Annotated in this window: 16 protein-coding genes; 5 read left to right on the forward strand and 11 right to left on the reverse strand. The window is 29.8% G+C overall.

Annotated features, from left to right (window positions below):
• Nucleotides 1-15 precede the first annotated feature (15 nt).
• The 11 genes from QVZ41_RS09485 to QVZ41_RS09535 all read right to left on the reverse strand — a co-directional run bounded on the left by QVZ41_RS09485 (nt 16) and on the right by QVZ41_RS09535 (nt 9,649).
• Nucleotides 16-450 carry a protein-disulfide reductase DsbD domain-containing protein gene (locus QVZ41_RS09485; protein WP_302884332.1) on the reverse strand — a complete coding sequence of 145 codons (435 nt, stop codon included), beginning with the start codon at nt 448-450 and terminating at the stop codon, nt 16-18.
• 153 nt (nt 451-603) lie between these two features.
• Entirely contained in the window at nt 604-744 is a 141-nt protein-coding gene (locus QVZ41_RS09490; protein ID WP_302884333.1) for a hypothetical protein, read from the reverse strand.
• On the reverse strand, nt 722-1,165 hold the full coding sequence (locus QVZ41_RS09495) for a hypothetical protein (RefSeq protein ID WP_302884334.1): 444 nt from the start codon (nt 1,163-1,165) through the stop codon (nt 722-724). Before QVZ41_RS09495 ends, QVZ41_RS09490 begins: the two co-directional genes overlap by 23 nt.
• 21 nt (nt 1,166-1,186) lie before the next feature.
• On the reverse strand, nt 1,187-1,912 hold the full coding sequence (locus tag QVZ41_RS09500) for a hypothetical protein (protein ID WP_302884335.1): 726 nt from the start codon (nt 1,910-1,912) through the stop codon (nt 1,187-1,189).
• A gap of 118 nt (nt 1,913-2,030) precedes the next feature.
• Complete coding sequence (locus tag QVZ41_RS09505) at nt 2,031-4,070, reverse strand: hypothetical protein (RefSeq protein WP_302884336.1); 2,040 nt, start codon at nt 4,068-4,070, stop codon at nt 2,031-2,033.
• A gap of 31 nt (nt 4,071-4,101) precedes the next feature.
• The gene (locus QVZ41_RS09510) at nt 4,102-6,135 is read right to left on the reverse strand and encodes a TlpA family protein disulfide reductase (RefSeq protein ID WP_302884337.1); all 2,034 of its coding nucleotides are present in this window, start codon (nt 6,133-6,135) and stop codon (nt 4,102-4,104) included.
• A 2-nt stretch (nt 6,136-6,137) separates the two neighbouring features.
• On the reverse strand, nt 6,138-6,503 hold the full coding sequence (locus QVZ41_RS09515) for a GntR family transcriptional regulator (RefSeq protein WP_302884338.1): 366 nt from the start codon (nt 6,501-6,503) through the stop codon (nt 6,138-6,140).
• A 1-nt stretch (nt 6,504) separates the two neighbouring features.
• On the reverse strand, nt 6,505-7,284 hold the full coding sequence (locus tag QVZ41_RS09520) for a hypothetical protein (RefSeq protein WP_302884339.1): 780 nt from the start codon (nt 7,282-7,284) through the stop codon (nt 6,505-6,507).
• 2 nt (nt 7,285-7,286) lie between these two features.
• Nucleotides 7,287-8,108 carry an ATP-binding cassette domain-containing protein gene (locus QVZ41_RS09525; protein ID WP_302884340.1) on the reverse strand — a complete coding sequence of 274 codons (822 nt, stop codon included), beginning with the start codon at nt 8,106-8,108 and terminating at the stop codon, nt 7,287-7,289.
• A gap of 155 nt (nt 8,109-8,263) precedes the next feature.
• Nucleotides 8,264-9,247 (reverse strand): aldo/keto reductase, encoded by a 984-nt coding sequence (locus QVZ41_RS09530; RefSeq protein ID WP_302884341.1) that lies wholly within the window; start codon nt 9,245-9,247, stop codon nt 8,264-8,266.
• A gap of 18 nt (nt 9,248-9,265) precedes the next feature.
• Nucleotides 9,266-9,649, reverse strand: coding sequence for a hypothetical protein (locus QVZ41_RS09535; RefSeq protein WP_302884342.1), 384 nt, complete (start codon nt 9,647-9,649; stop codon nt 9,266-9,268).
• 396 nt (nt 9,650-10,045) lie between these two features.
• On the opposite strand from QVZ41_RS09535, the gene QVZ41_RS09540 reads away from it, so the two are divergent.
• From QVZ41_RS09540 to QVZ41_RS09560, 5 genes are all read left to right on the forward strand, one after another.
• Complete coding sequence (locus tag QVZ41_RS09540; RefSeq protein WP_302884343.1) at nt 10,046-11,281, forward strand: glycoside hydrolase family 88/105 protein; 1,236 nt, start codon at nt 10,046-10,048, stop codon at nt 11,279-11,281.
• A 24-nt stretch (nt 11,282-11,305) separates the two neighbouring features.
• The gene (locus tag QVZ41_RS09545) at nt 11,306-12,934 is read left to right on the forward strand and encodes a glycoside hydrolase family 43 protein (protein ID WP_302884344.1); all 1,629 of its coding nucleotides are present in this window, start codon (nt 11,306-11,308) and stop codon (nt 12,932-12,934) included.
• 11 nt (nt 12,935-12,945) lie between these two features.
• Nucleotides 12,946-14,643, forward strand: a complete 1,698-nt coding sequence (locus QVZ41_RS09550; RefSeq protein WP_302884345.1) for a glycoside hydrolase family 28 protein — start codon at nt 12,946-12,948, stop codon at nt 14,641-14,643.
• Nucleotides 14,644-14,922: 279 nt separating this feature from the next.
• The gene (locus tag QVZ41_RS09555; RefSeq protein ID WP_302884346.1) at nt 14,923-15,741 is read left to right on the forward strand and encodes a rhamnogalacturonan acetylesterase; all 819 of its coding nucleotides are present in this window, start codon (nt 14,923-14,925) and stop codon (nt 15,739-15,741) included.
• 11 nt (nt 15,742-15,752) lie between these two features.
• Complete coding sequence (locus QVZ41_RS09560; RefSeq protein ID WP_302884347.1) at nt 15,753-16,715, forward strand: pectinesterase family protein; 963 nt, start codon at nt 15,753-15,755, stop codon at nt 16,713-16,715.
• Nucleotides 16,716-16,729: the final 14 nt, after the last annotated feature.

Consider the following 16,729-nt stretch of genomic DNA (forward strand, 5'->3'; position numbering starts at 1 on the left):
TATAATTAATAGCAGTTATATTTCTATTTCAAATTCATAGTAATCGGGTACACAGCCTTCTTTGTTACAAGCCATATAATCAATTACTCCAGAAATTTTAAAGTCTTTTTTAGAGGTTTTAATACGTTGTTTAAAAGTAGTTTTGTCTTTAAAATAAGTGACATTCATTTTAAAAACTTCTTCGTATTTGCTCATTCCTTTTTCTTCGGTGGTTTTTCCTAAAAGTTGAATGTCAGCATTTTTATCAAAGCTAAAAACGGTAGGTAAGGGACCATCTTCTGGTAAATTCATGGAATATAATACCCAGTCTTTTTTAATCATAGCCGTGAAAATTAGCAAGTATTCTGTTTCTGTAATTTTTTTGACTGAAGTTTCCCAAGTGACGGGTTTGTGAATTTGTGAAAAGCTGAGACAGCTAATCAATAGCATTAATAAGAAGATCTTTTTCATAGCTCTTTTTTCTTTTTGATGGCAATTTGTTCTTTGTGGGGTAAAAGGGGAGGGTTGTTGTTTTAATAGAAAAAACTGTAAAACGTTTAGAAATAAACAATTATAATGCCATTTTAGTGTTTGTTATATAGTTGGCACTGGTTTTTGTGGCTTTTACGTGTTGAAAATAATATTATTCTTCTTTTTTGAAGATGACAAATTATTATGTGGTACTTTAAAAGTTGCTATGGGTAATTCAGCATTAGAATTTGGAAAGGGTAATATCCATATTTTATGATGAAACTTTTTCTTCATTTTTTTGAATAGGAACCATATCTTCTTTTTCTTTTTTGCTAAGTGCTTTATGAATGACTTTAAAGCTAATACCTACAAAAATTAAGATAATTCCAAACGTAAGATATTCCCATTCTCCAGTAATTTTAAAATTTGGTATTCTAGAATTGCTATCAGAGATTTCGGAAAAAATCATTTGAAGAATGTTTGCAATTACAAATCCAAAACCAGAAATATAAAACAGTTTGTTAAGGATAAAAATTAGATCATTGATGTTGTTTTTTGCTGTTGCTTTTTCTTGGTTGATAAACTTGTCTCTTAAAAAGTTTAAAATCAATATGATAAGATAAGTAGTAATGATAATGAATACCAACTTTACAAACAAATAGCTAAAATTATTTAAGATGTCTGTGTTTAGATTAAATGATTGATTTTCTTTCATAGTTTTTTGTTTTTAGTTGTTTTAAATAGAGTGTTTTTTGATTAAATCTAACTTTACAAATGTTTCATCATTTATGTTTAAATGTAACACACCATCATAAGTATATGGAATGGTAAATTGATGTTTTGTATTGTAAAAAAATATTTTTTGATTGGTTATTTTGTATTGAAATTTAGGATTTACTTCAATAGAATCTTTTAATAGGTATTGAATCATTTTAGGAGAAACTATTACAGAATCTTTTGATATAAAGTCAAAAACAGCATGATTAAAAAAATGATTTAAATAAGGTTCAATTTTTTGATTATCAGTGTTTTGTTGTTTGGTAAAACTAACAACAACGTATTTTTCAAGATTTAATTTTAGTTTTAAACGTTCAAAAAATAATGTTTTAAATTTTTCATGATTTACCTCAATCACAATGTCTTTGCTTTGAGAAATATTTAAAGGGAAACTTTCTTTAAAAGAGTTGTTGTACAAGGTAATAATGTTGTTGTTTATTTTATAATTAAATTTATTGTGACCGAAAAGAGTTTCTCCAATACTTTTATATCCTGTAAACTCTAAAGAATCATGATTAATGACATGGAGTGTTCCACTTACAAAGTTTAATGGGATAACAGAGTTCTTTTTAGCTGTTGATGATGTTAATTGATAATATCCTTCTTCTAATGTAGATTTTTTTCCTGTAGGATTGCAAGAGGATAGTATAACACTTATGCCAGTAATTAAATAGAGCTTATTCATTCTTTTTCTTTTTATAACGTATATATGTATGCTTTTGGTATAGTTTTTTTCTTAGTAATTATTAATTCACTAAGTTACTTTTTTTTGTACCTAGTAGTTTTTTTTACACCTGTGTTTCTTAGTTTTTTAAACTGTCAAAATCAAATAAAGTTGCAAATGGATTTTGATATAATATATTATCGTCTTTGTCAATCACAGTTGTAAACCCAGTAGCAGAGCTGTTTTGAAATAATTCATTAATATAATTCATTTCATCATCTGTAATACGAATGCTGTTTTTTAGATTGTTTTTATTAGTGAAACTTTGAAAGTAGCTTTTAGATGCAAATTTTGGACTTGTGATAAAGAGAAAGTTTGCCTCTTTTTCATACTTTTTTGAAGCAGGAATAATTTTATTATACATTTCTTTTTTTAAGTAAGGACTAATGAGTTCTCCATATACAATAAGCACTAATTTTTTATCTCTAAATTCTTTGGTGAATTGATTAAATATTTTGAATCCTTTGTTGTTTTTAGGAAGTTTAGGATGTTTTTTTGTATGTTCTGCAGCAATATTTTGTGCTGTTTTTAGAAAAATAGGATGATTGTTTTTATGAATTTTATTCCAATAGCTAATTAGTTTTTCTTTGTTATCAAACCTATTAACTTCTGATTGTAAAGCTCTGGTTTTAATCATTTCATAAATAAAATCATGTGTATTGATACCGTAGCTATAGGCTAAAGAATCTGTTAAATGAAATGCTTTTGTTTGATACTTAAGTTGCTCTAAAACATTCTTTGCATAATGGAGGTTTTGTACCATAAAACAAGGTGTGAATTCTAGTCGATTGATAAATTGAGAAAAACGAGGTGACATTAAAAAACTATGTTCGTTTAAAGGAATGTCTTTTAAAAAATGATAATACGCATCTGGGATGTCTAGTTTTTTAATTTTAAAATTGTTATTATCTTTAAATAAGAGTTGATACGATTCCTTAAAAGGATGGATCATGGTGTAATCTAATAAATTACCATAATTATATACCAAAATATTACTCTTTAAGATGTTTTTTGTTTTTTCTGAAATTCCTCTTTTTTGAGTGTAAATTTCTAAGTCTTTTAAATCTTCTTTAAAGTTTTTAAGTTGTTGTTCTTTAAAAGGCAAAGGATCTAGTTTTTCGGCTAACTCATAAAACTTATAAGGCTCATAATTAGAGGGGATAAAATTTGATAAATCATCATTTACTTCCGCTAAAGAACCTTGATAAATGATTTTTGGAATTTTTTTCACATCTATACGAGTATCTAATAGATAGCCATTGTTTAATATAATTCCTAATGTTTGTCCTGGTTCTATGTAGAATTCAACAAATTTATTATTAATCAATAATGAACTATGTATAGGGTGATGTAGTGGTAATTTTATTGTAAACCTTCCATCGGGTTCAATAGGACTAGTTTTTATAAAATTTTCATTTGTAAAATAATTTTTTAAATAAGTTATTACAGTTGTAAAGTCTAACTCTTGATTGCCATTATAGAAATCTAAATATCCAACAATAGTAGCGGTATCTTCTTTAAAAAAATGATTAATATTAAAATTAGCCAAAGGTTTTGTGGTGTTTTTTGCTAATTTTTTGTCCATCCATTTTGTAATGTGTTTTGGGATTAATGACAATTTTTCTTCTTTAAAAAAAGCTTCAACTTTTTGTGCTTTTTTTAGATCTCCTAACTCATACAAAAGATTTATATAAATTTCACTGCCATAATCTTTTTGTTGATTATATACTTTTTCATATTGTTTTGTGATAATTTTTAAAGCCTCTAGATCGTTAAAATACTTATAGTTATTTAATATGTAATCAGCTCTTTTGTATAGTTTTTCAGCACTTATGTAATTGTCTATATTAATGTCTTGGTTTTTCTTAACTACCGCTATAAAATCTCTCCATTTTTCTCCATTGGTTCTATCGTTTACGCTGTTATCATAGGCAACAGATAATTCAGCATTCATATACTCAATTTCGGCACTTTTTTTATTTGCTTCCTCACGTTCAGCCTCGTGTATTTCGGAGTCAACATAATAAACTGTAATTGCTGTAAATACCAACAAGGCAAATGCAATAAAAATGTAAGTACTTTTTTTGCGTGTATGGGTTATTTGTTTTTTCTTTTTCATAACAATTCTCTTTATAGATAACTACAATGTTTTATTCTTTAGTAATTGCTTTTTGTATTTCTGTTTTAACATTGGTATAGTATAATGGAAAATCATTATTCATAATTTTTCCTTCTTTGTTTATGAATACCCAAAAATCAGTTTTAGCGTTTTTAAATAATTGTTGAATATGATGAGTTTCATCTTCAGAAATTTTAAAATTATTGCTAAGGTTGTGTTCCTTTACAAAAACGGTATATTGGTCTTTAAAGTTCTTGTCATCTTCTGTGATGTAAATAAAAACTACTTCGTCTTTATATTTTTGTTGAATAGGATTGATCGCTTTTTCTAATTCATTTTTTAATGAATGTGTCCCAGTAGCGTATGTCCAAAATTTTAAAAAAATTGTTTTGTTTTTAAAAGGTTTTATAATCTTTTTTAAAATAGTTCCAGCTTTGGTATTTGGTATCTCGACTCCTTGTTCTTTTTGGATAAAATATTGATTGATAATTTGTAAAGCTTTTTTGTTTAATATTGGATTATTGGTTGTTTTAACAGTGTTCCAAAACGTAGTAACCTTTTCTTCATTTTTTACAAATTCAATCACATATTTTAAACGTCTTATTTTTGGTAGATTATATACAAAACTTGTAACATCAATTCCTAATACGTTTTTGGCTATGGAATCTTTAGCTCGTAAATCTTTTGTTAGTTTAGGCACGTAATCATCATCAGAAGAAAAAGTCATAACACTATTGATTTGTAAACGATTCAATGTTTCAAAACGATTGATAAAAGTACTAAATTGATCTGCTAACAAAAGACTTTGGTCATTCCAAGGAATGGTGTTTAAAAACTCATAAAAATCATCTTTAGCATTGGGTTTGTAAATTTTATTTAAGGGTTCTAGTAAAACATCAGTAGGGTGATGCTGAAGAAAATCAAATAGATATACTGCATTATCTACTAAAATGGTGTTCTTTAAAATTTTTGTTGCTTTGCTAGTAATTTGTCTTTTGAAAACATAATTATGATAATTTTCTAAATTCTCTTGTAATTGCTCTTGTCTATATTTTTTATATTCATCATTAGAGAGTTTTTGTGTTTTTTTATAGTAGTCATCATAATTAAAATCTTCATGATTGTAGTTGATCAAATCATAATTTACCTGTGCCAAACTCCCTAAAAACAAGGTGTTTTTAAATCCATTTTTTCTAGGTTCTTTAGGGTATAATCCTTTAGCATCAATAACCATTGCCAATGTTTGTTGGGGTTCTAAATAAAAAGGAATCCATTTGTTGTTGATAAATATCTTTGAAAATACAGAGTGAGATAAAGGAATATCTGCTTCAAATCTACCATCAGGATGTATGTTTATTAAAATTGGAGTTCTACTTCCTTGTTCAAAAACATTTTCTGCATAAAACATCCCTGTGGTAAAGTCTAATGCTTGATTTCCATTGTATCCTTTAATATATCCAACAATTCTAGCAGGGCTGTCATTAAAAAAAACAGGAGTATCAAGACTGGTTAAAGGTATTTTAGTGTTTTTTGCCAATTCACTATCTATCCATTTTTTTACTTTTTCAGGAACTTTAGCATATTTTTCATCATGATATTTTTTTTCAATTTTCTTGGCTTGCTCTATTTTTCCTAATTCATATAAAACTTCGGCATACAAATTTGCGTTATAATAAATTTTAAACTCAAGAATACTATGATGAACTTTTTCTAATAACCTTAAAGCATTGGTATCTTTGAAGGTTTTATAGTTTCTTATAATATAACTTGTATTATGGTCTACTAAATTTATTTTGGTAGAAATTCCATAAGTTTTATTGATGTTACTATCTTCATAGTATTCTTTTATTTTTTGAATATATGATTTCCAAATCTTTTTATTTGTAGGGTTGTCTATAACTTTATATTTTGCTTTAACTATTTCTTCTCCTGAATTTATAATAATAGACTCCATTATTTCTGATCTAATTTCTTCTTTGTGAATCTTAGTATCAACAAAATAAACGGTAATAAAAATCAATATAAAAAGAACTGAAGTAATAAGGATGTAGTTACTTTTTTTCATCGCTAGTCGTTGTTTTTCAATTCGTTAAAAATTTCTTTAAAATCAGTACTGTTTAATTTTAACAGTCTTATTTTTTCTATGATATAAGGCATTTCATTTTCAAAAAAATCTTTTTTATCCTTTTCTTCTATTTTTTTTAAAGCGATATCATTCACAAAAAAACCTATTCCTCTTTTGTTTACAAATATTTCTTCATCATTTAAATAACTATAACTTCTCATTACGGTGTTTCTGTTTACTTCTAATTCAATGGCTAAATCTCTTACGGACGGTACTCTGTCTCCAGGCTGTAATTTTCCTTCTAGAATCTGATTACATAAGTTATCAGCTATTTGAAGAAAAATTCCTTTGTTTGATTTAAACTCCATATTACAGTTCTTTTTCTTTTAATTTAAAGTAGGCTAGGGGCAATAGAAGAATACTGGTTACACAGCTAATAGCTATCATTAATAAAATCATGGTATTGTATTCTTGATAAACATTTCTAGGTTGTAATTCAGGATAAAATCCGTGTGTGACTTCTGGATTAAATATATGTGAGTAAATTAATAACAGTATATAAATACCAAAAAGAAAAGCAAAAATGGTAAATACGGTTTTGAATAAGGCAAACTTTTTATAAATGGCCGACCCTGTAAATACCAAAAGACATATCGATATGATTAAAGAGAATAGAGAATATGATTTAGAAGAGTATCCGTTTTCTAAGGCAGAAAAGAAACTATAATCATAAATAACAAAGTGTTTTTTGTAATCGGTTAACATATAAAAATGATGTGCTAATTTTAAACTTATCCAAAACAAAACATGGTAGATAATAGTAAAACAGATAATTCTTATAAAAAACTGAACCAAATATTTTTCTAAAATAGAAGCTGGAATGGTTATAAAATAAATGGTTTTTGATTTGGATCTTAGTTCTGGAAAGCCTGTTCCTATTACTAAAACAGCACTTAAACAATAAGATAATGTATATATAGTAACATGTGTATTGGCTTTGTATTCATGATTAGAACACAAATAAATATAATTAGTGCAAACCAATCCTATTAACAAAATAATACAAGTAATAAAATAGGCTTTGTAATGTATGCTTAGGTTGTATCTAAAATATTTAGAAAACCTTGTTGGGTTAAAGTATTTTTCCATTTTTAAATATGTATAGCAATGTTATTAATAAGAGCATTAAACAAAAGCTCCATGTCAACTTCGGTTTCTTCGTTTTTGTTTACAGATGTGATAATATGATATCCTTCAGGACATTTTTCCGAATAAAATACTTGTTCTTCACTTTGTAGGCTTGGTACTTTTTTAAATTGAAGTTTTTCGGCTATCTCATACAAATCATGGTTAAATGTTATTTTACCATGGTCAATCACTATTATTTTGTCTATAATATTTTCAATGTCTTTTACCTGATGGGTAGAAATCAAGACCAACTGATCTTCATTAATAGATTCTATCAATACTTTTCTGAATATTTTTTTTGATGGAATATCCAATCCATTGGTTGGTTCATCAAGTAATAATAATTTGCTATTGGTAGCCAAAGCAAAACCAATGATGAATTTTTTTCTTTGTCCGTAAGATATTTTATCAAGTTTCATGTTCTCGTCCAATCGAAACTCAATCAAAATATTTTTCAGTTTATCAACATCAAAATTTGGATATAATGGAGCAAAATTCTTTATGAATGATTTTATTTTAATATTTGGAACATAAGGTTCATCTGTAACCAAATATAAGTCAGATAAAAAATGAGGATTCTTGTCATAAGGTTCAAAACCATTAATATCAATACTTCCCGATTTTTGACTTAATAATCCTGATAAAAGTTGTAATAAGGTAGATTTACCCGCTCCGTTTTTACCTAGCAAACCAACAATGCTTCCTGAATGAAGTTGTAATGTTAAATCCTGAAAGAGTTGTTTTTCTTTTGAATGGTTAAAATTTAAATTTTCTATTGTAATCATAGCAGATTGTATTAGTGTCATATTTAACTATAACACGAAGATAGTAGTAAAATTTAAATATCAAAGAGTTTTCTAAATATTTTTAAATAATGAGGAATAAAAAAACGCTCAATAACTTGATATTGAGCGTTTATAGAATGGAAATTGTTTTTTGTTTAATAAGAACCACGAATGTGTTGGTGAACTTTTTTTTGGTAAAACTCCGAAAGTTCTTTCATTGTTTTTTCTGATAAAGGAGACAAACTACTTGCTTTTGCATTTCCTTCAATGTGCTTAGAAGAACTTGCTCCAGGAATAATTGTAGTAACCGCATCGTGATCTAAAATCCATCTTAACGATAACTCTGTTAACGATAAATTATCAGGGCAAATGCTTTTTAGTTCTTCAGTTAATTCAACTCCTTTTTCAAACGGAAGTCCAGCAAAAGTTTCTCCAACATTAAAAGCTTCTCCATCTTTGTTAAAGTTTCTGTGATCGCTTTCTAAAAACTGAGTGTCTTTGCTAAATTTACCGGTTAACAATCCACTAGCTAAAGGTAAACGAACAATAATTCCCACTCCTTTAGCTTTGGCTTGTGGTAATAATTCTTTGACTAATTTTTGTCTAAAAACATTAAAAATGACTTGTAAAGATTGGATTCCCTCTTGTTCCAAACATAAAAGTCCTTCTTCTACACTTTCTACACTAGCACCAAAATGAAGAATTTTACCTTCTTCTTGTAAAGTTCTTAACCAATTAAAAATATCTCCTTTTTTTAAAGCATCTAAAGGAATACAGTGTAATTGAATTAAATCTAGTGTTTTAACACCTAATCTTTTTAAAGAACCGTCTATATGGTTTCTTAATGCTTCTTCGGTGTAATGATTTGGAAAAACTTCAGCACTTCGTCCAAACTTGGTTGCTACTCTAATTTTAGTCTCGCAATTTTTTATAAACGCTCCAATTAATTCTTCACTACGTCCATCACCATATACATCTGCTGTGTCAAAAAAAGTAATGCCTTTTTCTACAGCTTTGCTAAGAATGTCAAAAGCTTCTTCTTTGGCTATTTCATTTCCCCAATTGGCACCAATTTGCCAACATCCTAGTCCAACTTCACTTACATTAAATCCTTTGTTTCCTAATGTTCTAATATTCATTTACTTCTGTTTGTTTAATTATATATGTGGTGTTTCTTCTAAATGTTTTTGTTTTTTCTCCCCTTTATAAGCATATAGAAATAAGGCACAAATAAAAATAATGATAAATAGAAAATACAATCCGTAAGTTTTTAACCATGCTGCAATGGTTTCAAAATGTTTACTAGCCCACCAATAGTAAAATAAACCAGCTACGACTCCAATAAGTCCGCTAATTCCATATTTTTTACTAGAGGTTAAACTTTTAATATTTTGTAATAATGCAGAAAAAGAAAAGGCAATAATCACCACTACAACTAAGGTGCTTACAAAACTAAGTGTACTAGATTGTATGTCTAAAGACATCATCATTAAGATTAATAATTCGCTTATAAGTATGGTTAACAAAGCTCCAGTTTTCATATTAATTTAATTTTAAGTTTTAAAAAATAAATATAAGGATAGTATATAAATTATACTGTGTTTTTGTTTTTTATATCAACTCAAGGTAATTCAGATAAAGAATACTTTTATGATTTGTAATCAATAGTTTTATTGTGATTTGTTTAATAACGAGGTGTTTAAATTATTTTTTTTTCACATATAGGTTTGTTTTGTTGATGATATGTTTAAAATTTAAAAGTATTTGATTAAAATTTAATAGAGGTTAGGACTTTGTTTTGATATTTTCGTAATCGATTACTTTTGTTATTGATGGTTTTTAAACAATCAATAATCTTAATTAAAAAGCTAGTGCTAATATCAATAAGATTTCGTACTAGCTTTTTGTTGAAATTTTAAGAAATAAATAATAGAACCATGATGAGAATTAGATTTAAGAATATCGCCTATTTTTTAAGTGTATTATTGGTAGCAGTGTTGTTTTCCTGCAAAACCAGTAAAAAAGAAGAACAGCATAAAACTGAAAAAACGGCTACAGAATTAAAGTGGTCCGAACGTATGTTGATTTCCGAAATGAAACGTTTTCCGGAATCTTGGATGTTAGATTTTCATAAAAAACCAAAATGGAGTTATCCAAATGGATTGGTGTTAATGGCAGCTAAAAGAGTATATGATGAAACTCATAAGGAGGAGTATTATAACTACATTTATAGTTATCCTGATACGATGGTAAATCCACAAGGAGAAATTTTAACCTATTCTTTCGAAAAAACAAATTTGGACATGTTAAAGTCTGGAGATGTACTGTTGTATGTTTACGAAAAAACCAAAGAAGAAAGATTTTTAAAAGCGATTCAGACCCTAAGAAAACAAATTGATGCACAACCAAGAACTTCAGATGGAGGATTTTGGCATAAGAAAAGATATACACATCAAATGTGGTTAGATGGATTGTTTATGGCTCAGCCTTTTTATGCACAATATACTAGTATGTTTAGTAAAGGAGATGATGCAAAAAAAGCTTATGACGATATTGTTCATCAGTTTGATTTGATTCAAAAACACACCAAAGATCCAAATACAGGATTGTTATATCACGGTTGGGACGAAAGTAAAGAACAAGCTTGGGCAAACAAACAAACTGGGACTTCTCCTAATTTTTGGTCAAGAGCCATGGGATGGTATGGAATGGCTATTGTAGATGTCTTAGATAATTTTCCAAAAGATCATCCAGGAAGAGAAAGACTAATTACTTATTTAAACGAATTTTCAGAGGCATTGATAAAGGTTCAAGATGAAAAAACAGGATTATGGTACCAGGTCTTAGACCAAGGCAATAGAGATGGAAACTATTTAGAAGCAACAGGTTCCTCAATGTTTGCTTATGCTTTTGCTAAGGGAGCAAACAAAGGCTATTTACCAAAAAAATATAAGAATATTGCTTTAAAAGCCTATAACGGAATCTTAAATAATCTGATTAGTGTTGAGGAAGACGGAACGGTCAATTTAAATCAATGTTGCGCGGTGGCTGGTTTAGGAGGGAATCCTTATCGCGATGGAAGTTATGAGTATTATGTAAACGAACAAATTAGAGCCAATGATCCCAAAGGGACTGGTGCTTTTATTTTAGCAAGTTTAGAATTAGATAAATAATTAAGATAAAAAAGAGTATAAAAGATGAAAAAATTCAGTTTACTAACTATTTTTTTGATAACTGCTTTTTGTTTTGCACAAAAAAATGAAGTGTATAAATCACAAGTTTGGGTGGCAGATCAAGGAGATGGAACTTATAAAAACCCTATTCTTCATGCTGATTATTCAGATCCTGATGTGACCAGAGCAGGAAACGATTATTATATGACGGCCTCTAGTTTTAACGCTGCTCCAGGATTGCCTATTTTACATTCAAAAGACATGGTCAATTGGGAACTAATTAATTACGCATTGCCACTACAAGTGCCTGTAGAACATTTTAATATTCCGCAGCACGGTAATGGTGTTTGGGCTCCAAGTATTAGATATCATAACAATGAGTTTTATATTTATTGGGGAGATCCAGATTTTGGAATTTACATGGTAAAAACCAAAGATCCTGCAGGTGAATGGGAAGAGCCTGTATTGGTCATGAAAGCCAAAGGAGCAATAGATCCTTGTCCGCTTTGGGATGAAGACGGAAAAGCTTATTTATCAGTAGCATGGGCGGGAAGTCGTGCGGGAGTAAAAAGTATCTTAACCCTATTTAAGTTAAGTCCTGATGGAACGAAAGTATTAGATCTTGGTCGTCATGTGTTTGATGGACATGAGGATCATCCAACGGTAGAAGGAACTAAAATGTACAAAAGAAATGGATATTATTACATTTTTGCTCCTGCAGGAGGAGTGGCAACAGGTTGGCAATTAATTTTAAGATCTAAAAACATTTATGGTCCTTACGAAGAGAAAATAGTGCTAGAGCAAGGTAAAACTAGCGTTAATGGTCCTCACCAAGGAGCGTGGGTAGAAACTCTTGAAGGAGAAGATTGGTTTTATCACTTTCAAGATGTAGATGCTTACGGTAGAATTGTGCATTTACAACCTATGGATTGGAAAAATGACTGGCCTGTCATGGGGAAAGATCATGACGGAAATGGAATTGGAGAGCCTGTTATGACTCATAAAAAACCAAACGTAGGAAAAACATATGCTATTGAAACCCCAAAAGAAACAGATGAGTTTAATGGTGATGGTTTAGGAATACAGTGGCAGTGGAATGCAAATCCAAATATTTTATGGCATGCGCAGTTGCCAGGAAAAGATTATTTAAGATTGTTTAGCATGGCCATACCCGAAGAGGCAAAGAATTTATGGGATGTACCAAATTTATTGTTGCAAAAGTTTCCTGCACCAAATTTTACGGTAGATACTAAAATAACATTGACTCCAGAAGATGCCAAACAACCACGTAAAGCCGGGGTGATCGTGATGGGAAGAGATTACGCAACGGTAACTATTACTCAAAAAGAAGGGGAGTTTTACTTAGAGCAAACTCAAGCGATTAATGCTGACAGAGGTGCAGAGGAAACTATTAATGAAGAAATAAAACTAAAAGATAATCAAGTATTTATTAAAGTTGAAGTAGTAGCACCAGATGCCATGTGTCAGTTTAGTTATAGTGAAAATGGAAAAAGATTTAAAAAAATCGGAAAACCATTCAAAGCCAGAGTAGGGAAGTGGATAGGAGCAAAAGTAGGATTGTTTAGCATTAGTACACCTGAGGCTAAACGTGGAGGTTATGCAGATGTAGATTATTTTAGAATTACAAAATAAATAAATAAAGAATGAAATTATTAAAATCAGTCCTAAGCACTGTATTGGTATTAGGAATAGGGTTTGTTCAAACAAATCATGCTCAATCAAAAGAACAAGAAGCGTTGAGCACCATATATAAAAATATAGAGTTTGAAATGGCTGCTGTAAAGCAAGTAAAGTTTCTGAATAATGAAGTGAATATTAAAGATTTTGGAGCTATTGGTGATGGAGCTTTTAAAAACACAGAAGCTTTTAAACAAAGTATTGAAGCTTTGGTGAAAAATGGAGGAGGAACTGTGGTTGTTCCTGCGGGAATGTGGTACACAGGACCTATTACTTTAAAAAGCAACATCAATTTGCATTTAGAAGACGGTGCTTTGATTCTTTTTAGTGATAATTTTGATGATTATCCAATTGTAAAAACCAGTTTTGAAGGTTTAAATACAGTACGTTGTGTCTCTCCTATTAATGCAAATAATGCAGAAAACATAGCGATTACCGGTAACGGAATTATTGATGGTAATGGTGATGCCTGGCGTCCTGTTAAAAAAAGTAAAATGACAGATCAGCAGTGGAAAAAATTAGTGAATTCTGGAGGTGTACTTTCTCAAGATAAAAAAATATGGTTTCCTTCAGAAGGTTCAAAAAAAGGATTTGAAAGTAGTACAAATTTTAACGTTCCTGATTTAATTGGTGATGAAGAATTAGCTACCGTTAAAGATTTTCTTCGTCCTGTGATGGTTAGTTTGATCAATTGTAAAACAGTTTTGTTAGATGGTCTTACGTTTCAAAATTCACCTGCATGGAACCTTCACCCGTTAATGTGTGAGGATATTACTATTAGAAATTTAAGCATTCGTAATCCTTGGTATTCACAAAATGGAGATGGGTTAGATTTAGAATCTTGTAATCGTGCATTGATTTATAACAATACTTTTGATGTTGGAGACGATGCCATTTGTATAAAATCAGGAAAGGATAAAGACGGTAGAGATCGTAACATGCCTTCACAGAATGTTATTGTAAAAAACAATATTGTTTATCATGCTCATGGTGGTTTTGTGGTTGGTAGCGAAATGTCTGGTGGAGTTAAAAATGTACATGTATCTAACTGTACATTTATAGGGACAGATGTTGGTTTACGATTTAAAAGTACCAGAGGTAGAGGTGGAATTGTTGAGGATATTTATATTTCTAACATTAACATGGTTCATATTCCAACAGAGGCCATTCGTTTCAACTTATATTATTCAGGTAAATCGCCAGTTTTAGAGGAAGGGCAAGAAACAGATACTAAAATTCAAGATCAGGAATTGGTAGCTGTGACAGAAGAAACGCCTTCTTTTAGAAATATATTTATGAAAAATATTCATGTAGCTGATTCTGAAACAGCAGTGTTTTTTATGGGGTTACCAGAAATGAACTTAAAAAATATTTCTATTGAAAATTCTGTGTTCGAAACTAAAAAAGGGATTACAGCAATAGATTCTGATGGTATTACATTAAAAAATGTTACCATAAAAGCTTCGGATGATTTTGCTTTAACTATTTATAACAGTAAGAACATTACAACAAGTGGTTTTAACTTTACTGATAGTAAATCTGCTATTAAAGTTTTAGGGCCAAAAACAAATAATGTTCAGTTTGATAAAAAAGATGTTTCTAATGAAAAGGAGCAAATTCAAAGAGGGATGGGCTTAGGTAAAAATGCTGTAAAAATTAAATAAGCGAATGAAGCTTGTACAGATGTTTATCTTTAATATTTTTTTGTTCAATGCTTTCGGCCCAAGAAATAATTCCATTATGACAAAATGGTAAAATTCCTAATTCCAAAGGATTAGAACTTGAGGATGTTGAAGAACGTCAGAGAATTACACAAGTTTCTCAGCCTAATATGTTGGCTTTTTTTCCACCCAAAGAGGAGCAAAATGGTGCTAGTATTTTAAGGTTACCATCTGGAGGTATCAGAAATTGACCTATAATTTTTACGCTAAAAAATAATAAAAATGATTAGAAAAATATTAAGTGGATTTGTGATTGTAACTTGTTTCGTTACGACCATTTCATGTGGTTCTGATAAGCAAAAAGAAACAACAGAATTAAAACCAACGGTAACCACTATTTATTTAATTGGTGATTCAACGATGGCTAATTATGCGAATGACTATGATGAAAAAGACTACATGAAAACAAGATATCCGGTTACAGGATGGGGACAGGTTTTTCAGTCGTTTTTTTCTTCGGATAGTTTGAATCATGTATCAAATTTGATAAAAACAGATAGTGTTTTGGTGGATGATAGAGCTAGAGGGGGACGTAGTACTAGAACGTTTTTTCAAGAAGGAAGATGGCGTGGTGTTTATGAAACTCTAAAAAAAGATGATATTGTCATCATGCAATTTGGACATAATGATGCCGCAAAGGAAAAGCATGAAAGGTATGTAAATATTGAAGGTTATAAAGAGTTTTTAAGGTTGTATGTTTCTCAAACAAGAGAAAAGGGAGCGATTCCTATTATTTTAACTCCTGTGGCTAGAAATTACCCATGGAAAGATGATGTTTTAAATGATGTACATGGAGAATACGACCTTGCTCCGAAGGAGGTGGCTAAGGAAATGAATGTACATTTAATAGATTTAAACCTAAAATCTCGTGATTTTTTTACTAAAAAAGGAAAAGACTTTGTGTCACAAAATTACTTTATGAATTTACCAGCAGGGAAATTTGAAGCATATCCTGACGGGCAAAATGACAATACTCACTTTCAGCCAGAAGGAGCTAAGGAGGTAGCAAAATTAGTATATAAAGGAATACAAAAATTATAGAAAATATAGTCATGATAAGAATTAAGATTCAACAATTGATAGCTGTTTTGCTATTTGTTTTTTTTACCGGTGTTTCAGTAAATGCCCAAGAATTAATCCCTGATTATACGGTAGCTAAAGATGGTTCTGGAGATTTTTTAACAGTTCAGGAAGCTATTATGGCAATTCCTGATTTTAGAAAACAAGAAACGGTTGTTTATATTAAAAATGGAGTGTATAAAGAAAAACTGATTCTGCCAGCCTCCAAAACAAAAGTTACTTTTATTGGAGAAGATATTGATAAAGTAGTATTGACATATGACGACTATGCTAGTAAAAAGAATGTTTTTGGAGAGGAAAAAGGAACTACTGGATCTACTTCTTTTTATGTGTTTGGAGATGAGTTTAAAGCAAAAAACATCACTTTTGAAAATTCATCGGGACCTGTGGGACAAGCCGTGGCTGTTCGTGTAGATGGAGATATGGTGATGTTTGAGAATTGTAAATTCTTAGGTTTTCAAGATACTTTATATGTTCATGGAGAAGACTCTAGACAGTATTATAAAGATTGTTATATAGAAGGAACCACAGATTTTATTTTTGGATGGTCTGTAGCTGTTTTTGAAAACTGTGAAATTTATTCAAAAAAAGGGGGAAGTTATATTACTGCCGCTTCAACAAATCAAGGAGCGAGTTCAGGTTTAACTTTTATTAATTGTAAATTAACTGGAGATGCTCCTGAGAAAAGTGTTTATTTAGGAAGACCATGGCGTAATTATGCACAAACAGTTTTTATAAATTGTGAAATGGGAAAACATATTAAAACTGAAGGATGGCACAATTGGGGAAAAAAAGAAGCGGAATCAACAACTTTTTATGCAGAATACAATTCTTCGGGTGAAGGAGCTTCATCAGAAAGAGTTTCTTGGTCTCATCAACTTTCTGATACAGATGTTCTAAAGTATAATTTAAAGGAACTTTTAGGAGATCAGTAGTTTTTAATATTAGC

Source organism: Wenyingzhuangia gilva (assembly GCF_030519655.1).
Lineage (GTDB): Bacteria > Bacteroidota > Bacteroidia > Flavobacteriales > Flavobacteriaceae > Wenyingzhuangia > Wenyingzhuangia gilva.